At 62.9% G+C, this 21,417-nt stretch carries 15 protein-coding genes and 1 tRNA gene; 8 read left to right on the forward strand and 8 right to left on the reverse strand.

All coding sequences use genetic code 11. The annotated features are described in order from the left end of the window. Positions 1–62: 62 nt before the first annotated feature. The 3 genes from M0D66_RS09825 to mfd all read right to left on the reverse strand — a co-directional run bounded on the left by M0D66_RS09825 (position 63) and on the right by mfd (position 6,086). Entirely contained in the window at positions 63–1,097 is a 1,035-nt protein-coding gene (locus tag M0D66_RS09825) for a pyridoxal-phosphate dependent enzyme (protein WP_093632675.1), read from the reverse strand. A gap of 55 nt (positions 1,098–1,152) precedes the next feature. Beyond that, a complete protein-coding gene (gene argE, locus M0D66_RS09830; protein WP_093632676.1) occupies positions 1,153–2,391 on the reverse strand; it encodes an acetylornithine deacetylase in 1,239 nt (412 codons plus the stop codon). Between the two features lie 212 nt (positions 2,392–2,603). Then, the gene (mfd, locus tag M0D66_RS09835) at positions 2,604–6,086 is read right to left on the reverse strand and encodes a transcription-repair coupling factor (protein WP_200622566.1); all 3,483 of its coding nucleotides are present in this window, start codon (positions 6,084–6,086) and stop codon (positions 2,604–2,606) included. A gap of 121 nt (positions 6,087–6,207) precedes the next feature. Here mfd and ispD point away from each other — a divergent pair, with 121 nt between their 5' ends. Further along, positions 6,208–6,924, forward strand: coding sequence for a 2-C-methyl-D-erythritol 4-phosphate cytidylyltransferase (gene ispD, locus M0D66_RS09840; protein WP_266210667.1), 717 nt, complete (start codon positions 6,208–6,210; stop codon positions 6,922–6,924). 46 nt (positions 6,925–6,970) lie between these two features. Further along, the gene (ispF, locus tag M0D66_RS09845) at positions 6,971–7,450 is read left to right on the forward strand and encodes a 2-C-methyl-D-erythritol 2,4-cyclodiphosphate synthase (protein WP_093632679.1); all 480 of its coding nucleotides are present in this window, start codon (positions 6,971–6,973) and stop codon (positions 7,448–7,450) included. A 120-nt stretch (positions 7,451–7,570) separates the two neighbouring features. Here the strand turns inward: ispF and M0D66_RS09850 are convergent, their stop codons facing one another. The 3 genes from M0D66_RS09850 to ompR all read right to left on the reverse strand — a co-directional run bounded on the left by M0D66_RS09850 (position 7,571) and on the right by ompR (position 10,523). Continuing rightward, the gene (locus tag M0D66_RS09850) at positions 7,571–8,119 is read right to left on the reverse strand and encodes a peroxiredoxin (protein ID WP_093632680.1); all 549 of its coding nucleotides are present in this window, start codon (positions 8,117–8,119) and stop codon (positions 7,571–7,573) included. 186 nt (positions 8,120–8,305) lie between these two features. Continuing rightward, positions 8,306–9,655 (reverse strand): ATP-binding protein, encoded by a 1,350-nt coding sequence (locus tag M0D66_RS09855; RefSeq protein ID WP_093632681.1) that lies wholly within the window; start codon positions 9,653–9,655, stop codon positions 8,306–8,308. Positions 9,656–9,797: 142 nt separating this feature from the next. Beyond that, positions 9,798–10,523: a two-component system response regulator OmpR gene (ompR, locus tag M0D66_RS09860; RefSeq protein ID WP_033379433.1), complete on the reverse strand. Its 726-nt coding sequence runs from the start codon at positions 10,521–10,523 to the stop codon at positions 9,798–9,800. A 238-nt stretch (positions 10,524–10,761) separates the two neighbouring features. Between ompR and M0D66_RS09865 the strand changes: the two genes are divergently transcribed. From M0D66_RS09865 to M0D66_RS09875, 3 genes are all read left to right on the forward strand, one after another. Next, entirely contained in the window at positions 10,762–11,094 is a 333-nt protein-coding gene (locus M0D66_RS09865) for a hypothetical protein (RefSeq protein ID WP_093632682.1), read from the forward strand. A gap of 194 nt (positions 11,095–11,288) precedes the next feature. Next, positions 11,289–12,929, forward strand: coding sequence for a DUF1800 family protein (locus M0D66_RS09870; RefSeq protein WP_266210668.1), 1,641 nt, complete (start codon positions 11,289–11,291; stop codon positions 12,927–12,929). Positions 12,930–13,056: 127 nt separating this feature from the next. Beyond that, on the forward strand, positions 13,057–14,274 hold the full coding sequence (locus M0D66_RS09875; RefSeq protein WP_266210669.1) for a DUF1501 domain-containing protein: 1,218 nt from the start codon (positions 13,057–13,059) through the stop codon (positions 14,272–14,274). A gap of 53 nt (positions 14,275–14,327) precedes the next feature. On the opposite strand, the gene M0D66_RS09880 is transcribed toward M0D66_RS09875, so the two are convergent. Further along, positions 14,328–15,152: a squalene/phytoene synthase family protein gene (locus M0D66_RS09880; RefSeq protein WP_266210670.1), complete on the reverse strand. Its 825-nt coding sequence runs from the start codon at positions 15,150–15,152 to the stop codon at positions 14,328–14,330. 219 nt (positions 15,153–15,371) lie between these two features. Between M0D66_RS09880 and M0D66_RS09885 the strand changes: the two genes are divergently transcribed. Beyond that, positions 15,372–15,458, forward strand: a tRNA-Leu gene (locus M0D66_RS09885). Between the two features lie 97 nt (positions 15,459–15,555). Here the strand turns inward: M0D66_RS09885 and M0D66_RS09890 are convergent. After that, positions 15,556–15,849 (reverse strand): hypothetical protein, encoded by a 294-nt coding sequence (locus tag M0D66_RS09890; protein WP_093632685.1) that lies wholly within the window; start codon positions 15,847–15,849, stop codon positions 15,556–15,558. Between the two features lie 514 nt (positions 15,850–16,363). On the opposite strand from M0D66_RS09890, the gene M0D66_RS09895 reads away from it, so the two are divergent. Both M0D66_RS09895 and M0D66_RS09900 read left to right on the forward strand, forming a co-directional pair. Further along, positions 16,364–19,780, forward strand: coding sequence for a DUF2339 domain-containing protein (locus M0D66_RS09895; protein ID WP_266210671.1), 3,417 nt, complete (start codon positions 16,364–16,366; stop codon positions 19,778–19,780). Beyond that, complete coding sequence (locus tag M0D66_RS09900; protein ID WP_266210672.1) at positions 19,777–21,303, forward strand: DUF3999 domain-containing protein; 1,527 nt, start codon at positions 19,777–19,779, stop codon at positions 21,301–21,303. The genes M0D66_RS09895 and M0D66_RS09900 overlap by 4 nt, the downstream gene beginning before the upstream one ends. The last annotated feature ends 114 nt before the right edge of the window (positions 21,304–21,417 follow it).

A 21,417-nucleotide genomic window follows, 5' to 3' on the forward strand; every position in this document is an offset into this window, starting at 1 on the left:
TCGAATCATACCAATCTGAGAAGGATAGGCTAGTCTTTTGGCACGGAAAGGAAGGATTGCGTTTATTCTGGAAACTGTGACTGGCTATGACGCGCCCGTTCGATATGCGCAGCAAAACTGACCGGATCGGTATTGGTGCCGCACAGCAGCACGCCCACGCGTTTGCCTTGCAGCGTTTCGCGCAGCGGTCCGAGCAGTGCCGCCGTAGCGGCGGCGCAGGCGGGTTCGACAGCGAGCTTCAGTTGTCCGAACAAGGTCAGCATCGCCGCGCGCAACTGGTCGTCGGATACGGTGACGAGCTGGTCGATATGGCGACGGCACAACTCGTAGCTGTATTCCTCGGTATGCGGCGATGCCAATGAATCGGCGATGGTGTGCATATGGCCCATCTTGACCGTGTGATTGGCGGCAAAGCTTTTGCCCATCACATCCGAACCTTCCGGTTCGACACCGTACAGGTGCACCCGCGGATTCGCGAGCCGCATGGCGGTGGCCACGCCGGCAGCGAGACCGCCACCGCCGATCGGCACGATCACCGCTTCGAGGTCGGGCGTTTGCGTGGCCCATTCATAGCCGAGCGTGGCTGAGCCGAGCACGGTGCGATAGCCGTTGAACGGATGCACGAAATAACGGCCTTCCTCCGCCTCGATACGGCGCACAAGCTCGAAGGCTTCGGCGAGGTTTTCCGCGAAGACGATGTCGGCGTGATACTGCCGGCACAAGGCGACGCGTGCCGGATTGGCCGCGCGAAACAGCACGACCTTCGCGCTAACGCCGAGACGCATGGCGGCGTACGCGACCGCCACCGCATGATTGCCGCCCGACACACAGGTGACGCCCGCACTGCGTTGCGCTTCGTCGAGCGCGAGCAGGTTAGTGAACGCGCCGCGCGCCTTGAAGCTGCCACCCGCCTGCAGCAACTCGAACTTGAAGTTCACCACCGTGCCTTCCAGCGACGGAAAATCGAGCCGGTCGAACACCGGCGTTCGCGTTACCCACGGCGTCAACGCAAAATGCTGTGTGGCGATGTTGTCGAGAGTGGGGATCGGCTCGCCGTTGATCGTGTGGTCGGTGTGCTGCGGTGTGGCGGTTGACATGGCGTGGGCGTGTTTTTCCTCGATATGGCTAAGACCGTTTTTACCGCGCTCAGTTTCAGTGCGCGTGCGCTTCCACCGACATGCTGTGGATGAATTTTTGCAGGAAGCGCTCGCATGCCACGAGCTGATCCAGCGCGACGAATTCGTTGGCTTTGTGTGCCTGCTGGATGTCGCCGGGACCGCACACAATGCTCGGAATGCCCGCCAGCGAGAACAGCCCCGCCTCAGTGCCGTACGCGACCTTGCGCTTGTCCTGGTCCGCGGTCAGCGCGCGCACGAGTTGCGTGATCGCGGCTTGTTCAGACGAATCGAGGCCGGGCGCCGCGGCAATCTTTGTGATCTCGATGGCGGCAGATGGATGCTCGCGCAACATTTTCGGCAGCAGCGTTTCGCGTGCGTATTGATCGATGCGCTCGAAGATCGGTTCGGGATCGAGCGTGGGCAGATTGCGGAATTCGAACTGGAACTTGCATTCGGCCGGCACGGTATTGATCGCGTTGCCGCCGATGATCGTGCTGGTTTGCGCGGTGGTGAAGGGCACGTCGTATAGTTCGTCGAACGGGCCTTGCGCGCGGAATTGATCGGCCATATCGCGGATGTAGCAGATCAGGCGCGCGGCGTATTCGATCGCGTTCAAGCCCTTCGGTGTGAGCGACGAATGCGCCGCCTGGCCGCGCACGCAGCACTGATACGCGTTGATGCCTTTGTGCGCCACGATCGGGCGCATGCTGGTCGGCTCGCCGACGATGCAACCGTCCGGCTTCACGCCACGCTTCATCAGATCGGCAATCAGGAGCGGCGCGCCGGCACAGCCCACTTCCTCGTCAAACGACAACGCGAAGTGAATCGGCCTCGCGAGCCTGGTACGTTGCATCTCGGGCACGAGTGCGAGCGCCGCGCCGATGAAGCCTTTCATGTCGCAGGTGCCGCGGCCGTACAGTTTGTCGCCGCGAATTTCCGGTTTGAACGGATCGCTGTCCCATTGCTGACCGTCTACGGGCACAACATCTGTATGGCCCGACAGCACCACGCCGCCGTTGGTCTCACCGTCGTGTGCGGGAATCGTTGCGAACAGATTCGCCCATTTGCCGCTTTCGTCGTGGGTGAGCGTGGCTTCGATGCCGACTGCGCGCAATTCGTCGCGTACGGTTTCGATCAGGCCGAGATTCGGATTGCGGCTCACCGTGTCCATCGACACGAGACGGGTCACCCACGGAAGCGAGGCAGGCAACGAGGAATTCGATTCAGAGGCGGGCGTTTGCGAGGACTGCGCTGTTTCAGCGACGTGAGACATAACAAGACTCCGGCATTTGAGTCTTTCGATCATACCCAAAAAAAACGCACCCGTATGCTGCGGCGCGCATTTGCGCACCGCAGCATAAACAAAAAAACGGCTAGACGTACCCCGTTTTTTTAATGGTGCCGCCGTTGGTTCCGTTGGCGGCGCCGGTGTTGACACCGGTGTTGCCGCGACACCGGCGTGCGGGTACGCAACGGTGCGCAGCCTTAGCGCGCGGCAGCCGTGGCCGCTGTGCCGCGGCTGGGCGTGCCGAGTGCGCGCAAGGTTTCTTTCACCGTCGCTACACGCACGGCCAGATCCGGGCTGCGCGTTTCAATGCGCAGCTTGTCCTGGCCCGCGAGCTTGATGTGTTTGTGTTTCTGCACCATCTCGATGATCCGCATCGCGTCGATCGGCGGATTGGGGATGAACTGCAAGCCGATCACCGTTTCGCCTGCATCGATCTTCGAAATGCCCAAGGGTTTCGCCGCCAACCGCAGGCGATGCGTCTCGACAAGCGCATGCGCTTGCGGCGGCAACTTGCCGAAGCGGTCGATCAACTCCTCCTGAATGCTGTCGATCGAATCGTTGTGTTCGCAATTAGCGAGGCGCTTGTAGAGCGACAGGCGTTCCTGCACATCGCCGCAATAGTCCGCCGGCAGAATCGCGGGGGCGTGCAGATTGATCTCGGTGGTCGCCGCGAGCGGTGCCGTGAGGTCCGGTTCCTTGCCTTCCTTGAGCGCCTTCACGGCGTCGTTCAGCATGTCGGTGTAAAGCTGGAATCCGATCTCCTGAATCTCGCCCGATTGCTTGTCGCCGAGCACTTCACCCGTACCGCGAATTTCGAGGTCGTGCATCGCGAGATAGAAGCCCGAACCGAGTTCCTCCATCTGCTGGATCGCTTCGAGGCGGCGCTGCGCCTGCTTTGTCAGTCCTTGCGGGTCATGCACCAGCAGATACGAATACGCCTGGTGATGCGAGCGGCCCACGCGGCCACGCAGCTGATGCAATTGCGCGAGACCGAACTTGTCGGCGCGGTGAATCAGAATCGTGTTGGCGCTCGGCACGTCGATACCGGTTTCGATAATCGTCGTGCACAGCAGAACATTCGCGCGTTGCGCAACGAAGTCACGCATCACGCGTTCGAGTTCGCGCTCATGCATCTGTCCGTGCGCAACGGCGATACGTGCTTCCGGCACGAGCGCTTCCAGCATCTGCCGGCGATTCTCGATCGTTTCGACTTCGTTGTGCAGGAAGTACACCTGGCCGCCACGCTTCAACTCGCGCAACATCGCTTCGCGAATCACGCTGTCTTCTTCGCGGCGCACGAAGGTTTTGATCGCGAGGCGCTTTTGCGGCGCCGTGGCGATCACGGAGAAATCGCGCAGTCCTTCGAGCGCCATGCCGAGCGTACGCGGGATCGGCGTCGCAGTGAGCGTGAGCACGTCGACTTCGGCGCGCAACGCTTTCAAGGCCTCTTTCTGACGCACGCCGAAACGGTGCTCCTCGTCGATGATCACGAGCCCCAGCCGCTTGAACTGCACATCCGACGACAGCAGCTTGTGCGTGCCGATCACGATATCGACCGTGCCTTCGTTGATCTGCTGGATCGCCGCGTTGACTTCCTTGGTCGACTTGAAGCGCGACAATTCGGCGATCCGCACCGGCCAGTCGGAGAAGCGATCGCTAAAGGTTTGGGTGTGCTGTTCGGCGAGCAGCGTGGTGGGCGAGAGCAGCGCGACCTGCTTGCCGCCCATCACCGCGATGAATGCCGCGCGCAAGGCCACCTCGGTCTTGCCGAAGCCGACGTCGCCGCACACGAGGCGGTCCATCGGTTTGCCGCTCGTCATGTCGCCGATCACCGCAGCAATCGCCGCGGCCTGGTCCGGCGTTTCTTCGAAGCCGAAGCTTTCGGCGAACTTCACATAGTCTCTCGGTTCGAGCGCGAATGCATGGCCTTCGCGCAGGGCGCGGCGAGCGTACAGGTTCAGCAACTCGGCCGCGGTGTCGCGGATCTGCTGCGCGGCTCTGCGCTTGGCCTTTTCCCATTGGCCTGAGCCGAGCGAATGCAAGGGCGCGCTTTCCGGATCCGCGCCGCTGTAACGCGAGATGACGTGCAATTGCGCGACCGGCACGTAAAGCTTGCTGTCGCCTGCGTATTCGAGATGCAGGAACTCGGTTTCGCCTTCGCCGAGATCCATCGTGACGAGGCCCATATAGCGGCCGATGCCGTGCTGCGAATGCACGACTGGATCGCCGAGCTTCAGCTCGGACAGATCCCGCACCATCGAATCGACGTTGCTCGCCTGCTCCTGACGGCGGCGCCCTGTACGGCGCGCGAGCGGCCCGTAAAGTTCGGTCTCGGTGATGATCGCGATGCCGTCGACAGGCACCGCAAAGCCGTTCGCCAAAGGCGCGACGCCTAGCGAAAAACGTTCGTCGCTCGTGAGCCAGTCCTGGAAGCTGTCGCTCGAGACGGGCCTGAGGTGGTTGTCGGCCAGCAGCTGCAAGAGCGTTTCACGACGGCCCGCCGATTCCGTGGCGAACAGCACGCGGTTCGGCGTGGTCTCGAGATAGGTACGCAAGGCCGAGACCGGATCTTCCGCGTGACGGTCGATCGCCAGATCCGGCAGCGGGGTCGACCAGCCGCCGCCCGCATTGGCGGGCAAGGCGAGCCGCGCGAACGGCTTGGCGAACGCAAAGAAATCCTCGTCCGAGAGGAACAGACGCTGCGGCTCCAGAATCGGCCGGTCGCGATCGTGCGACAGGAAGTTGTAGCGCTGTTTGGTGTCGTTGGTGAAGCGCCGGATCGCCGCGTCCAGATCGCCGACGAACGCCAGTTGCGCGCCTTCGGGCAGGTAGTGGAACAGCGTCGCCGTTTCTTCGAAGAAGAGCGGCAAATAATATTCGATGCCCGCCGACGGCACGCCGTTGCCGATGTCCTTGTAAATCGACGCGCGGCTCGGATCGCCCTCGAAGGTCTCGCGCCAGCGGCTGCGGAAAGCCGTGCGCGCTGCTTCGTCGAAGGGGAATTCGCGGCCGGGCAACAGACGCACGTCCTTTACCGGATAAAGGCTGCGCTGAGTGTCCGGATCGAAGGCACGGATCGAGTCGACCTGGTCGTCGAACAGGTCGATCCGGTACGGCAGGGGCGAGCCCATCGGGTAAAGATCGAGCAGCGAGCCGCGCACGCAGTATTCGCCCGGACGCACCACTTGGCTCACGTGCTCGTAGCCGGCGAGCGTCAACTGCGCTTTCAGCTTGGCCTCGTCGAGACGTTCGCCTTGCGAGAAGGAGAACGTGTAGCCCGCCATGAATGAGGCGGGCGGCATCCGGTACAACGCGGTGGTAGCCGGTACCAGCAGGATGTCGCAGCGGCCTTCGCCCAGATCGTGCAGCGTGGCGAGGCGTTCCGAGACCAGATCCTGGTGGGGCGAAAAGGTATCGTAAGGCAGCGTTTCCCAGTCGGGCAGCAAACGCACGCGTGCCTCGGGCGCGAAAAAGCTGATTTCCTGCGCCAGCCGCTGCGCGTCGACGGCGCTTTCGCAGACGACCGCCAGCAGCGGCACCTTCTCGCGGTAGGCGAGATGGTAGCGGGCGATCAGCAGCGCGTCGGACGAGCCGTGCGTGCCGTCGAAGGCGAAACGCTGGCCGGCCTTGACGAGCGCGACGGGCGGGGAGTACTGCGATGATGCGGCGATGTCTGGCATAGAAGAGAAAAAGCGGCCTCGGGCTCACACGTGATCGGCAAGTTTACGCGTGTCGGGGCGTAGATGCGAAGGACCTATTATAAAATCCGTCCTTTACTTTGACCTCGCGGCATCCGCACTCGTGACTTCCCGTCTATTTGCCCTGATTCCGTGCGCTGGCACCGGCAGCCGTTCCGGCGCCGCGATGCCCAAACAATATCGCACCGTCGCCGGTCGCGACATGTTGCATTACTCGCTGGCGGCTTTCGACGCCTGCAGCGAGTTCGCGCAAACCCTTGTCGTGATTGCCCCCGACGACCAGCACTTCGACGCCCGCCGCTTCAGCGGCTTGCGTTTCGCCGTGCGCCGCGCCGGTGGGGCGTCGCGCCAGGCGTCGGTGCTGAACGGGCTGCACGCGCTGGCCGAATTCGGCGCGCGCGACGACGACTGGGTGCTGGTGCACGACGCCGCGCGGCCGGGCATCACGCCTGGCTTGATCCGCACGCTGATCGGCGCGCTGAAGGACGACCCGGTGGGCGGCATCATGGCGTTGCCGGTGGCGGACACCTTGAAGCGGATCGACCCGGGCTCGCCCGACGGGCGGATTGCCCGCACCGAGGCGCGCGATGGCCTGTGGCAAGCGCAAACGCCGCAGATGTTCCGCATCGGCATGTTGCGCGAAGCGATTTTGCGCGCGCAGGCGGACGGCCACGATTTGACCGACGAAGCGAGCGCGATCGAGTGGCTGGGGCACGCGCCCCGCCTGGTGCAGGGGAGTTTGCGCAACTTCAAGGTCACTTATCCGGAAGACTTCGATCTGGCCGAGGCGATTTTGTGCCGGCCGTCTTCGGCTTCCTGAATGGATAAATCAGATTTTAATCAATGGGCTTGAGGACTTGACGCATATGGATTTCAGAATTGGGCAGGGTTATGACGTGCATGCGCTGGTGCCGGGACGTCCGTTGATTATCGGCGGCGTGACGATTCCTTATGAGCGCGGGCTGCTCGGGCATTCGGATGCGGATGTGCTGTTGCATGCGATTACCGATGCTATTTTCGGCGCGGCCGCGATGGGCGATATTGGGCGGCATTTTTCCGATACGGATGCGAAGTTCGCTGGTGCGGATAGCCGGGTGTTATTGCGGGAGTGTTTTGCGCGCGTTAAAGCTGCCGGGTTTTCCATTGCCAATGTGGATAGCAGCGTGGTTGCTCAGGCGCCCAAGCTGGCGCCGCATATCGAAGGCATGCGGGCTAATATCGCTGCGGACCTTAATCTGCCGGTTGAACGGGTTAACGTTAAGGCCAAGACTAATGAGAAGCTGGGCTACCTCGGGCGAGGCGAGGGCATTGAAGCGCAGGCGGTGGTTTTGTTAATCAAGAATTGATATTGGATTTTGGTTTTGGTGTTTGCGGTGCATCCACAAAAACCATGAGCGCGCAGCGAAAAAACTTAATCCCGCTGCGCGCGAAAAAAACCTGTCCATCTTCAGCAGCAATACGCGGCTTTACAGCGTTGCACCGCCGATCGGGCGATTGCACGGGCACTCTTCGTTCGTTTGAAGAGCGTCGAGAATACGCAGCACTTCTGTCGGGTTGCGGCCGACATTCAGGTTGTTCACGGAAACGTGTTGAATCGTATTGTCCGGATCGACGATGAACGTTGCGCGCAGCGCCACGCCGGCTTCCTGGTCGCGCACACCGAGCTGGTCGATCAACTCACCCTTCACGTCACCAAACGAATAGTGGTTTAGCCTGCTTAGCTCCTTTAGCTCGCGGCGCCAGGCCAGCTTGACGAATTCATTGTCCACACTGCCGCCGAGCAGTACGGCGTCGCGCTCTTCGAAATCCTTGACCAGCTTGTCGAACTCGACGATTTCGGTCGGGCACACGAACGTGAAGTCTTTCGGATAGAAGTAGATGATTTTCCACTTGCCCGGAAACGACTGCTCCGTGATCTCTTCGAACGCGGACACGCCATTTTCTTCATGGTTGTTGAAGCCCGGCTTGGCCGCAGTGACGGTGAACGCTTCGACTTTATCGCCAACGGTTTTCATGCAAGAGCTCCTTCGTGAGATGGGAAAGCAGCATGTTCGACGCTATCAGCTCGTCGTAACAGGCACGTTGCACGTTTTCGAGTATGGCCCTATGAGGTTATGCGCTCAATAGTGTTTGGCTAGCGCCTTGGAGCGATATGACTCAACGCGGTCGACCGTCTCACGGGCTGCGCGACGCCCAGCCGGTCAGGCGCCTTTTGCGAGCGGAAACTCGATTGTGACCTCGAGGCCCGGACCTGGTGTGCGGTTGCGCAGACGCAGCGCGCCGCGATAACGGCCTACCAGCCGCTGCACGATGGCCATGCCGAGGCCCGTGCCGTTCGCCTGGGTGCGCGCGGAATTCACGCGATAGAACGGTCGCGTGACAAGCGCCAATTGGTCTTCAGGAATTCCTGGCCCTTCGTCGACCACGGACAACTCGACCCGCGAGTGCGATACCCGGGTTTCCAGAATCACGTGCGGTATGCCGTCGCCGTCGCTCAAACCGTACTTGCGCGCGTTTTCCAGCAGATTGCCCACCACGCGCCGCATGTCGGTCTCATCGGCCTCGATCACCGCCGAGGGCGCGAGACGCGTGATCAGCCGCATGCTGTCCTCGCTTTGCATCCGCGCGGCAAGCTCGCCTGCAATCACCGACAGGTCGACGGGCTCCGGCACCCGCTGCACCGGACGCGCGTAATCGAGGAACCGGCCGATGATCATGTCCATCTGCTCGATGTCGTCGACCATCGCGTCTTTGGTGATCTGGTCGGACGGGCTCATTTCGGTTTCGAGCCGCAGCCGTGCGAGCGGCGTGCGCAGATCGTGCGAGATACCGGCGAGCATCAGCGCGCGGTCGGCCTCGAGCTGTTCGAGGTCCTGCACCATCTGGTTGAAACTGCGATTGGTCTCGGCGGCCACGCCCATGCCGCGCTCGGGCAAGGGCTCTGGCGACTGGCCCGAGCCGACCTTGCGAGCAGCCATGGCGAGCCGGGCGAACGGGCGGTTCACGAGACTGGTGATGAAAGCCGCGCCGAATAGTGATAGCGCCAGCGCGAACACGCCCCAGCCGGCCCATTGCAGGCCCGTCGCGTTGTCGAGTTGATCGCGGTCGAGCGCCACCCAGTAATCGTCGTCGTCGATCTTGAAGCTGATCCAGACGCCGGGGATGTCATTCACGCTTTGTGCAATGACCGTGTCGTCGCCGAGGCGGCCGCGAATGTCGTGTTCGATCAGCCGGTTCAGCGACTCGTCGGGTTGGAGCTTGTACTTGTCGGTGGTTTCGCGCGGATACACGCGCACCCCTTCATTGCTCTCCAGGTCCTGCAGCAAGGCGCGCCGCAGGTCAGGATCGGAATAGAGGAGTGCGGTGCGCGTGAGCTTGACGATGGCGACCAGCTGCAACGCCACGCGCTGCGCGCGCGGCTCGCGTTCGATCACCCGAAAGCTCTGGAACCACGCGGCGAGACTGACTGCGATCAACAGCGCGATCAACAGAAAGGTCCGCCAGAAAAGGCCGCCGAACGCGAGCGTCAGGAGGCGCCGGTCGATCCGCATGGGCCCTTCTTATCTGGAACTAGCTTGTATGGGACCGGAGTAGTCGCGCTGACGCGCGAACTCTGGTCGACCGCTTTGCATGGGACCAGAGGTAAGGCGCTGAAGCGCCAACTCTGGTCGACACTGGGGTGGGAGAGCAAACTCAGGCTGCACCGTCAGGAATGAACACGTAGCCGAGACCCCAGACGGTTTGGATGAAACGCGGGCTGCCCGGATCCGGTTCGATCAGCTTGCGCAGACGCGAAATCTGTACGTCGAGACTGCGGTCGAACACTTCGTATTCACGGCCGCGTGCCAGTTCCATCAGCTTTTCACGCGACAGCGGCTGACGCGGATGGCGCGCAAACACCTTCAGCACCGAGAACTCGCCGGTGGTGAGCGGTATTTCCTGGCCGGCCTTGGTCAGCGTGCGAGTGGCGAGATTCAGCGCAAACTCGCCGAACTCGAACACTTCGGTGGTTTCGGACGGCGCACCCGGCAGCTCCGACGGCGATTGCCGGCGCAGCACCGCGTGGATCCGCGCGACCAGTTCGCGCGGGTTGAACGGCTTGGGCAGGTAGTCGTCGGCGCCCATTTCGAGGCCGACGATACGATCGACGTCTTCACCCTTGGCCGTCAGCATGATGATCGGCGTGCGGTCGTTGCTGCCGCGCAGGCGGCGACAGATCGACAGGCCGTCTTCGCCTGGCAGCATCAGATCGAGCACCAGCAAGTCGAAGCGCTCACGCACCCAGAGCTTGTTCATGGACGGCGCGTTCTCGGCAACGTAAACATTGAAGCCCTGTTCACCGAGGTAGCGGCGCAGCAGATCGCGCAGGCGCGGATCGTCGTCGACGACGAGGATTTTCGAAGGGTTTTTGGTTTCCATGGTCGGCATCTTAGCGCGATTAGAAAGTAGCGCGCGGTTGCATCATTTATCGGGTTACAGTCAGTTACAAAATTTACCCGCACTGTGGCACGACGTAAAGCATGGGCAGGTAGACTCCTTTACTGAATGCGGCTGTTCGGTGGATACTTCACACGACTAAAACTCTCGCACCCGGCTCGCTACCGGGGTTTGTATACGCATTTGAGGTAGCCGGTTGCCGCGCCACGAAGGGAACAACATGAAGGGAGGGGTTTGGCCGAATGTGCGCCTGAGCGTAATTGCACTGGCGATTGCCGGTACGCTTGCAGGCACACTAGGACCAACGCTCGCCCACGCCCAGCCTTCGGCCGACAGAGCTGCGAGCGAGCGCGGCCCCAAGCCGCCTAATTCCAAAGCGGGTCGCCACAACCCCAGCGTCACTAACGACCGCCCTGCGTCAGACGTGATGTTGCGCACTGCAGTTCCCCCCGATCTCGATCAACGCCGTCGTGATGGTCATATGACGCCCGACGAGCGGCGCCTGTTACGGCAGCACATCGAAGACGCTGTCCGCGAGCTCTATAAGAGGTAGCTATTTTCGTGCCTGCTCCTGGGCACGCTGGTCGTCAGCCGGACTCCGTTTCTCCGCGCATGAAAGATTTCGTTGCACTTCCCCCGTCAACTTTCCCGTTCCATCTGCCGTTGAGTCGCCAGAGCACAGCGCGTGCATAGAGCGTTTTTCCGTGCGCGAATGCCTTTCCGTGATGCCCCGCAACCGGATGACCGATGATGAAAGTGCTGACAGGCGGTAAAGATGGGCGCTGGCTGGCAGTCATGGCCACGGCGTTAGTGGCCGTGACGTGGTGTGCACCGGCGCCGGCCGTGCAGCAGGGCGCCTCTATCTCTCGTGCTCCCCACAACAAGCATCGCGCGCCGTCTGCCGCGTCAGCCGTTTCCGTGGCCGACCAGGACACCCTCGACGCCGACGATGCCCGCTTTTTCCTGACGCGCGTCGGCTTTGCGCCCGATAGCGGCGAGGTCGCGCAATACGTCGGCCTCACGCGCGAGCAGGCAGTGGACAAGGTGCTCGCAACAGCCCGAACCGAATCTGTCACGCCGCTGCCGGACTGGGTGCTCGAACCCATCCCGACACGCGACATTCGCAAGACATGGACGGACGATCAACGTCGCGACGAGCAGCGGCTGCGCGGCCAGCGTTACGAACTATTACGCGCATGGTGGGTGCGCGAGATGCTTTGGACGCCGTCGCCGCTGACCGAACGCATGACGCTCTTCTGGCACAACCACTTCACTTCCGGCCAGGACAAGGTCCAGTATCCGCAGCAGATGGCGCAGCAGAACATGCTGTTGCGCCGCGACGCGCTGGGCAACTTCGGCGAGTTGTTGCACGACGTCGCGAAGGATCCGGCGATGCTGCAATACCTCGACGGTGCCAGCAATCGCAAGGGCAAGCCCAACGAAAACTTCGCGCGTGAAGTGATGGAGCTGTTCACGCTGGGCGAAGGGCACTACACACAACGTGACGTATCGGAAGCCGCGCGTGCCTACACGGGGTGGAGTCTCGACCCCGACACCCAGGCTTACGTGTGGCGCGCCAACCTGCACGACGATGGCGACAAGACCGTGCTCGGTCAAACGGGTCCGTTCGACGGCGATCAGGTGCTCGACATCCTTCTTGCGCGACCGGAAACCGCGACCTTCGTCACGACCAAACTGTGGCGCGAGTTCGTCTCCGACACACCGGACCCCGCTCGCATCGCGCCGATCGCTGCCCAGTTCCGCGCGAGTCATTACGATATCAAGGTCGCGCTGCGCGGCCTTTTCATGAGCGACGCGTTCTGGGACGACGGCGATCGCGGCGTGCTAGTGAAATCGCCGGTTGAATTCGTGGTCGGGACACTGCGTGCGTTCGACATTGGCTACGACAACACGGCGCCATTCGCCGCACAGATCCGCACGCTTGGCGAGAACCTGTTCTACCCGCCCAACGTCAAAGGATGGCCGGGCGGTACGATATGGATCAATAGCTCGACGCTGCTGGCGCGCAAGCAATTCGTCGAGCAACTGTTTCGCGCGACTGAAACCGCCCGTCCGCAGCGCGTGAACAATCCGGTGGGCGCAAAGATCGCGGCGAGTGGCGCACCTGGCAATATGCCGGCGAGTCAGCCGATGCAGCGCGCGATGGCGCGAGTCGGCCCGGTCAGCCAGGGTGGCGTACGCTTTGATATCGACACGTGGCTTGCGCATTACAACACCGCGCCGACGGCGAAGCCGGGGCTGTCGGCGGAGCTTCAGTTGCAGCACGCGGTCTTGCCGCTCACGCCAGTCGACGCGATCGAAACCGATTCGACCGCCAGCGCTTATCTGGAGGCGCTGCTGATGGACCCGGCTTATCAGCTGAAGTGAGAAAGTGAGCAGCGCGGACGGGCGACGGAATTGAGCCGCTCAACCGTATAACGCCGATGAGCAGCGCAAATAAACGATCCGTCGAAGGCGGCAAGACACGCGCCATGACAATCGAACGAGGTGCAGGATGAAAAGACGCAGCTTTCTCTCGATGGGCGCCGCTGCCGGCGCGACACTCTGGTTGCCACGCGCGTTCGCTGCGCAGGCGGCAGAAGTGGGCGGCGCAACGAATCGAGGCTACGGCAACCTGCTGATCCTCGTCGAACTGAAGGGCGGCAACGACGGTTTGAATACCGTGATTCCGTTTGCCGATCCCAATTACTATCAGCTGCGGAAAAACATCGGCATCAAACGTGAGCAGGCGATCCAGCTCGACGAGCGCACCGCGCTGCATCCGTCGTTACAGCCGCTGATGCCGCTTTGGCAGAGCCAGCAACTGGCGATCGTGCAGGGCGTTAGCTACGCGCAACCGAACCTGTCGCATTTCCGCTCGATCGAGATCTGGGACACCGCCTCGCGTTCGGATCAATATCTGCGGGAGGGCTGGCTCACACGCGCGTTCGCGCAGACGCCGGTGCCCGCCGGTTTTGCCGCCGACGGTGTGGTGATCGGTAGCGCCGAAATGGGACCGCTTGCCAACGGCGCACGCGCGATCGCGCTGGTCAATCCGGCACAGTTCGTCAAGGCTTCGCGCCTCGTCACGCCGGTGTCGCTGCACGAGCGCAATCCGGAATTGGCGCACATTCTCGACGTCGAGAACGATATCGTGAAAGCCGCGGATCGTCTGCGTCCCACGCAAGGTCAGGCGCAATTGAAGACGGTGTTTCCCGGCGGCGCATTCGGCGGTTCGATCAAGACGGCGATGCAGGTGCTCGCTGCCGGGAATACTCCGCAAGGACAGCCGAAGAGCGGGCAGGGTGTGGCGGTGATCCGTTTGACGCTGAACGGCTTCGATACGCATCAGAATCAGCCGGGTCAACAGGCGGCGCTGCTCAAGCAACTGGCTGATGGGGTTGCGTCGATGAAATCGGCGCTGGTGGAGCTCGGCCGTTGGAACGAGACGCTGGTGATGACCTATGCCGAGTTTGGCAGGCGGCCGCGTGAGAACCAGAGCAACGGCACAGACCACGGCACCGTGGCGCCGCATTTCGTCATGGGCGGGCGAGTGCGGGGCGGTTTATACGGCGTGCCGCCGGTGCTCGCGCGGCTCGACGGCAATGGCAACTTGCCGGTCGGCGTCGATTTTCAGCAACTCTACGCGACCGTGCTCGGGCCGTGGTGGGGGCTCGACGCGTCCGCGATCCTGCAGCAGCGGTTCGAACCGCTGCCGTTGCTACGCGTCTGACGATGGACGGCGTTGGCTTATCAGCATGAGCTGGCGGCCGTTGCGTCGCGCGCTTACTTCGCGCGCCACGCGATCCAGAGTTTGCGGATCGGCGTCAACGCAATGCGCTGATGCAGCACGTGATAGCCGTCGCGTTCGATTTCATCCAGCAGCGCCACGGCGAGTGCCGCCTGCGCCACCAGCGTGCGTTGAGAGCGGCGCTCATTTGCGGGCATGGCGGCGAGCGCTGCTTGCACCGCGTCGCGCGCGCGCTTGGTCTCGAAGCGCATCAGCTCGGTAAACGCATCGGAGTATTTCCGATTGATCAGATCCGCAGCGGTGACGTTAAAGCGCTGCATTTCGTCGATCGGAATATAGATGCGGCCGTGGCGCGCATCATTGCCGGTTTCGGCGACGAACTGCGCAAGCTGCAGCGCCTCGCCGAGCGCCGCGGACCAGGTCGATGCCTGCGCGCTGTCTTTCGCCGAAGCACGCGCGACCAGCGACGCGAAGGTGCCGCCGACGCCTTGCACATAGCGCCTCAGATTCGGGTAGTCGAGATAGCGCGCCTGGTCGAGGTCCATTTCGAAACCGGCGAGCAAGGCCTGCAACTCGGGATATTCGGTTTCTACGTTGGGCAGATAAGCCGCCAGCGCCTTGGAAACCGGATGTGACGGTGAGCCCGAAGCCAGCGCGGCGAGTTCGTTTTGCCACCACGCGAGTTTGGTGCGGCCGATGGCCGGATCGCTGGTTTCCTTAACGGTTTCCTCGAACTCGCGACGCAGCGCGAACAGCGCGGTCAGGAGCGGTTGGCTTGCCGCGGGCGCCCGCCGAAGCGCATAGTAAGTGCTCGATCCGGGCGGCGCCGCTTTTTGCTGGCAGTATTCGTCGAAATTCACGGGATAGGAATGTGGGGAAGGGCGGGCGAACAAGGGCACGTCGTGCGTGCGTTTAGCCAAAAATTGTAGCATCGACGCCCAATGGGCCGATGCACGAGCAAATGCAGACAACTGCGAATCAATCGGTTAGAATCTCGCGCTTACGCTTTCGGGCGCGGGTTTTAACGCGGCCGTGGGCATGCAGGACATCGGGCACAACGCACAGCGCTTTGCCCGGCTGCGAGGGTGGCGAAATTGGTAGACGCACCAGGTTTAGGTCCTGACGCCCGCAAGGGTGTAGGGGTTCGAGTCCCCTCCCTCGCACCAACAAATATGTAGCAGAGAACCCCGTTAAGTCTTTGGACTGACGGGGTTTTTTGTTTTTCTTGTGACCTGGTGCCAGGCCTGGTGGGCCCGGCAGCGCTCAGGCGTCCGGTGCCGGCGGCTGCGGTTCGGCTTGTGTGCCTGGCAACTCGGCTTGCACGGCGCCTTCGAGAAAGCGGCGGGTCGATTCGAACGCCTGCAGCATCGGATCGGGCCACGGCGTTTGCAACATGACCGCCTGGTGGTTTTCGAACGCCGACGACAACAGTTTCGCCAGCTCGGGCGAGCGCAGATGACGCAGCACGACACTGACGGCGATCGCCGTCGCCTGGCTCGCGCCGGCGGTTTGAAGTTCTGAGGCGGTGAGGGCCGCTACCTGTTTGTTGATGTCCACTGAAGCTTCCCTGGATGAAATGGGGGTGACTGAAGGCCTGGCGGCCGATTCCGAATTTTGACATGGTTGACGGGTTGCCGCGAACGCGGCTGCCTCGCCGGGGCTGCCGTGTTCGCGGCGGGACGATGGTTTTCAGCGCGGTCAGTCTATTGAGCAATATGGAGTCGGACACCGCTCCTGGATTTGTCCAGGTAATTGGTGTGCCCGTCGAACTGCGCCCGAGATTGGGTGGTATCCGTTGTCATCCATATTGCGTAGATTGTTAATGCACGCGATGCGCTCATGCCTACCCGCCGGCGGATTAATCTCTGGAAATAAGCGCGCAAAGTTGGGAAAAATCGATATGCATCAGCAAATAAGCGTCACGATCCGACAGCGCTCGCCCGATGGCTCAAAAGCGCGATTTACGTGGTATTCTGCGCGCCGATTTTCGCTGTATTGCTGACGCGATATTCTCGGATTAATCCGGGCGACAAATGGATCTCGCAACAGAAGACAATAAAAGAGGGATGCGATGAGCGTGATATTTGCCGTGATCGGCGTGGTGGTCGGGATAATCGCCGCCGTGTCGAACGATTTCTCGATCGGCTTCGGTGCATTGGTGGGTGGGGTGGCCGGCGTTGCGATTGCACGGCTGTTGCAAAAGAAGCGTCCGGGTGTCGCGAACGAACCCGCGTCCAAGCCGGCTGCGGCCTATAGCGTGAGCCAACCCGGCAGCCCATCCGGCACATTAGCCGAGCGCGTCGAGCAACTCGAGCGCGAGATCGTTGCGCTGCGTGGCGAAATCCACGAATTGCGGGCCAGCGTCACCGGTGCATCGGCGGCTGAAAGCGTGGATGGCGATCCTGCGGCGCTCAAACTGCGTCCGGCCAACGTTGTGCCACGTCCGTACGCGATGCCGCCCGCGGTGGGGCAGAAGTCGCATCCCGAGTCTGAGGCAAGGCCGGCGCAACCAGCCGCTGTGCGCCCGACGGCGAGCGCCACTGCGGTCACGCCACCCGTGTCGGCCGGCACGCCTGCATCGAGCGCTTCAGGTGCATCAAGCACGCTGAGTGCTCAGTCAACCAGCCCGATGACGCTGTCGCCATCCGCCGGGCCCGCGCTTTCCACCGAACAACTGCCAGCGCAAACCCCGCCCGCACCACCGTCTCCGCCGCGCGGTCCCAATCTCGCCGAACGCCTCTTCAAAAGTGGCCGCGACTGGCTATTCGGCGGCAACACGGTTGTGCGGGTCGGCATCATCGTGCTGTTCTTCGGCATTGCGTTCCTGCTCAAATACGCAGCCGACAACAGCCTGCTGCCGATCGAATTCCGCCTTGCCGGCGTCGCGCTTGCTGCAACCGTGCTGATCGGACTCGGCTGGCGTATCGGTGAGCGCCGCGGCGCGTACGGGCTGATTCTGCAGGGCGGTGGCGTCGGCGCGCTCTATCTGACCGTGTTCGCCGCAACCAGGCTCTACCATCTGCTGCCGGCGGGTGCCGCCTTGCCGCTGATGATCGCGATCTGCGGCTTGAGCGCGTTTCTGGCGGTGCGGCAGAACGCGTCGTCGCTGGCCTTCATGGGCAGCGCGGGCGGCTTCCTCGCGCCGGTGCTCCTCTCGACGGGCGGTGGCAGTCACGTGATGCTGTTCAGCTACTACGCGCTGCTCAACGCGGGCATCTTCGCGATTGCGTGGTTCAAGGCGTGGCGGCCTCTCAATCTGCTCGGCTTCGTGTTCACGTTTTCGATCGGCGCCGCGTGGGGCGTGACGGCCTACCGGCCCGAACTGCTTGCCAGCACCGAACCGTTCCTGATTTTGTTCTTCCTGATGTACGTCGGCATCGCCTTGCTCTACGCGGTGCGCCGCGAGGTCGCGCTCAAGCATTACGTCGACGGCACGCTGGTGTTCGGCACGCCACTCGTTGCGATCGGTCTGCAAGCGGCGCTGATGAAAGGCACCGAATTCGGTCTCGCGTGGAGCGCGGTGGCGCTGGCCGCGTTCTACCTCGCGATCGCGGGCTGGCTCGCGCGGCGGCGCGCGCATCTCGGCATGATGTTCGAAGCCATGCTCGCGCTGGCCGTGATCTTTGCCACGCTCGCGATCCCGCTCGCTTTCACCGGACCGACCACGAGCGCGACCTGGGCAATCGAAGGCGCCGCGATCACCTGGCTCGCTGTGCGTCAGCGGCGCCTGATCGCGTTCGGCTTCGGCTTGCTGATGCAATTGGCCGCGGCGGGTGCGTATGTGGTCGGCACGCTTGCGCAGATCGATGCCGCGCATGCCTGGCCGGTGCTCAACGGTGCGTACATCGCGAGCGTGCTGATCGCGGTCGCGGGCATCTTCACGGGATGGCGGCTGCATGGGCGGAGCGAGGCGGGCGCGTGGCACGCGTGGATGCCTCAGATTGGCCTTGTCGCCGGCGTGTGGGGGCTGTCGTGGTGGATATTGGGTGGTCTCAGCGAAATTAACACGTATGCGCAGACCCATCTTGCGTATGACCGCGATCGCTTCGAGACTGCCGTCGTCGCGTTGTTCGCCGTTTTGACAGCGTGGCTCGCGCACGGCACGCGCCGCAAGCTGCGTTGGCCGCTCGTCGAACTTCCGGCGCTCGCGCTCGTGCCGGTTCTCGCTCTGCTGACCTTGGGCCTGTTCATGTTGAGCATGGCGCCGGTCAGCGGTTACGGTTGGCTGGTTTGCGCGGTCGCCGCCGCGTTCACCTACTTGCTGCTGTGGCGTCAGCAACGCGATGTCGGCGATCGTGTGCTTGCGCCGCTTCATACGCTGATGTTCTGGACCGCCGGCGCGCTCGTCGCGCTCGAAGGCTATTGGGGCCTGCGCGCCTACGTGCCGGAAGGCGCATGGAGCTGGAGCGCGTGGGCTTATGGCTTCGGCATTCTGCTGCTGTTGGTGGCGGGCGTCGGGCATCGTTTGCGCTGGCCGGTCGCGCGTTTCGTAATGGCCTATCAGGTGTGGGCCGCGGCGCCGCTCGCCGCCTTGCTGTGGGCCTGGAGCATCGCGAGCGTGACGAGCGACGGCAGCGCCGCGCCGCTCTTCTGGCTGCCGATTCTGAATCCACTGGATGTCGCGCAGATCCTCGCGTTCATCGCCTGCGCCGTGTGGCTGCGGCGGTTGCGCGAACTCGGTGTGCACTGGCATCCGCGGGCCTTCGACTATGCGGTGCTCGCGACGCTGTTCCTATGGTTCAACGCGTTGCTGCTGCGCACGCTGCATCATCATTTCCATGCGGCGTACGATGTCGATGCCGTGCTGGCGTCGTTCAATTTCCAACAGGTGTTTCTGGTCGGCTGGAGCGCGTTTGCATTTGCCGGGCTGTGGCTCGCGCGTCGCGACAGCATCGTGCGCTTGTGCGCGATTGCATCGACGCCGCTCGTGCTGGTGATGTGGGTCTGGACGTTCTACGCGAACCTGACACAAGATGGCGGCGCTTGGGCGCAGCTGCCGCTACTCAATCCGCTCGACCTGGTGCAGGCGGTGATTTTTGCGCTGGCGGCGTTGTGGCTCGTGCGCATCAACCGGCTGGGTGTGCCGGTCGGCGAATACCGTGTGCCCTTGCAGGTGGGGGTCGGCGTGACCGGATTTATCTGGCTCAACGCGATGCTGCTGCGCACGCTGCATCATTGGATCGGCGTGCCGTATCAGCTCGACGAGATGTCACATTCGATGCTCGTGCAGGCTTCGATATCGGTGTTCTGGACAGTCTGCGCATTGGCTATGATGATCTGGGCAACGCGCCGGGCGAGCCGGATATTCTGGTTCATCGGCGGCGGCCTGCTGGCGGCGACCGTCGTCAAGCTGTTCCTGTTCGATTTGTCGCACGTGACGGGTATCGAACGGATCGTGTCGTTCATCGGTATCGGTCTGATGCTGCTGCTGATAGGCTACTTCTCGCCGTTGCCGCCGAAAGCGGCCGTTCTGGAAACTGAGCAATGAAGCGTGTCCTGATAGCGACGGGGTGGTGTCTTGCGATCTCGTCCGTGTGGGTATCGACGGCGGCCGTAGCGGCCGATCGTTTTGCCCTGCGTTTTGCGCTCGAACTCGAAAGCGGCGCCGCCTATTACAGCGTGCCGTTGCCGGCGGCCGTTTACGCTGCCAGTCAGCGCAACGATCTCGGTGATGTGCGCGTATTCAATGGCGCCGGCGAACCTGTGCCGTATTCGCTTGACGCGCCACGCGAGTCAGCCCGCGCGCCGGCCACATTGCGAACGGTGCACTGGTTTCCCTTGCCGCCCGCCGCTTCCGGCGGCACCGGTGCGCCACTCGGCGTGACGATTGCCGCCGACGGCTCGCTGCGGGCAACCTCGGCGCCGCCTGATCGCTCGCAACATGACACCGATCTGATTGACGTCGCGCGCGAAGTGCGAGGCGAAGCGCGGGTCGATGCCTTGGTCGTGCATGTGCGTGACGACAATTACCAGGGGCGTGTCAGTGTCGAGTCGAGTGACGATCTGCGCAACTGGCAACCCGCGGGCGAGGCACAACTGCTCAAGGTCAGCTACAACGGCAGCACGCTGAGCCAGGATCGCATCGAGCTCAACGGGATGCGCGCGCGTTATCTGCGTTTGCACTGGCTCGACGGCGCGCCGTATGTCGAATCGATCGACGCTCAGGTGCAGGTGTCCAGCGCCGGCGCGGCGCAGCGCGCGGATATGCAACGGCAATGGCGCGAAGGGATCGTCGCCCATCCGGGGCCGAAAGCCGGTGAGTATTTCTTCGAGAGCGGTGGGCCGTATCCCGTCGATCGTTTGCGTCTGAATCTCCCGCAGCCGAATACGGTGGCGCCGGCCGTCGTCTATTCGCGCTCGGGTCTGGAGACGGCGTGGCGAGAGGTATCGAGCGCGACGCTGTTCCGCTTGCATAACGGCACGGTGGAACAGAGCAATCCATCGCTTGAAATGGAGCCCGACACGGATCGCCACTGGCGCGTGGTGGTCGACACGCGCAACGGCGGTTTGGGAAGCGGTGCGTTGACCGTCGCCGCGGGCTGGCGTCCGGCGACGCTCACCTTTGTCGCGCGCGGCGCGGCGCCGTTTACGTTGGCGGTGGGGAATGCGGCTGCGGTGTCGTCGGCGGTGAGCCGGGCGGATCTGCTGATGGGCGCTTCGTCGGTTGCGGTGATGGCGCGGGTGGGTGAGGAATTGCCCGTTGGGCCGGAGGCTGATGCGCAGTCATCGGGCAAAGACCCCGATGCAATGCGGCGCTACATGTTGTGGGCCGCTTTGTTGTTGGCCGTCGGCTCGCTCGGCGCGATTGCCTGGCGGCTTGCGCGTGGCGCTCAGGGGCAGGCTGCGGCTCAGGCTCACGGCGTGGCCGACGGCGGCGGTGGAGTGGCCGGCGCGGCCAACGCTGGCGGAGTGGCCGGCGATGGTCTCGGCGGCGAGTCGGGCGCGGCGAGCGCTACAACTAAGGACGCAGGCAGCGCCAGCGTTGACGGTCAAAGCACCGAAACGAAGTGACTTCGGCGCGAGCGGACTTCGGCGTAGAGGATTGCAGGAAGTCGTGCAATTGGAACGTGCCGAGGGGCTGCGCTGTAGCGTGGCAATCGTGCCGAACAGAGCGATCGCGGCGCC

The sequence above is a fragment of the Paraburkholderia sp. SECH2 genome, from assembly GCF_030464795.1.
In the GTDB taxonomy this organism is placed as follows: domain Bacteria; phylum Pseudomonadota; class Gammaproteobacteria; order Burkholderiales; family Burkholderiaceae; genus Paraburkholderia; species Paraburkholderia aspalathi.

Bases quoted from the DNA above. Each gene is read 5' to 3' on its own strand.
- ispF (WP_093632679.1), top strand. From the start codon at position 6,971: ATGGATTTCAGAATTGGGCAGGGTTATGACGTGCATGCGCTGGTGCCG.
- M0D66_RS09875 (WP_266210669.1), top strand. From the start codon at position 13,057: ATGAAAAGACGCAGCTTTCTCTCGATGGGCGCCGCTGCCGGCGCGACA.
- M0D66_RS09895 (WP_266210671.1), top strand. From the start codon at position 16,364: ATGAGCGTGATATTTGCCGTGATCGGCGTGGTGGTCGGGATAATCGCC.
- ompR (WP_033379433.1), bottom strand. From the start codon at position 10,523: ATGGAAACCAAAAACCCTTCGAAAATCCTCGTCGTCGACGACGATCCG.
- M0D66_RS09900 (WP_266210672.1), top strand. From the start codon at position 19,777: ATGAAGCGTGTCCTGATAGCGACGGGGTGGTGTCTTGCGATCTCGTCC.
- M0D66_RS09850 (WP_093632680.1), bottom strand. From the start codon at position 8,119: ATGAAAACCGTTGGCGATAAAGTCGAAGCGTTCACCGTCACTGCGGCC.
- M0D66_RS09870 (WP_266210668.1), top strand. From the start codon at position 11,289: ATGATGAAAGTGCTGACAGGCGGTAAAGATGGGCGCTGGCTGGCAGTC.
- M0D66_RS09825 (WP_093632675.1), bottom strand. From the start codon at position 1,097: ATGTCAACCGCCACACCGCAGCACACCGACCACACGATCAACGGCGAG.
- M0D66_RS09855 (WP_093632681.1), bottom strand. From the start codon at position 9,655: ATGCGGATCGACCGGCGCCTCCTGACGCTCGCGTTCGGCGGCCTTTTC.
- M0D66_RS09865 (WP_093632682.1), top strand. From the start codon at position 10,762: ATGAAGGGAGGGGTTTGGCCGAATGTGCGCCTGAGCGTAATTGCACTG.
- argE (WP_093632676.1), bottom strand. From the start codon at position 2,391: ATGTCTCACGTCGCTGAAACAGCGCAGTCCTCGCAAACGCCCGCCTCT.
- mfd (WP_200622566.1), bottom strand. From the start codon at position 6,086: ATGCCAGACATCGCCGCATCATCGCAGTACTCCCCGCCCGTCGCGCTC.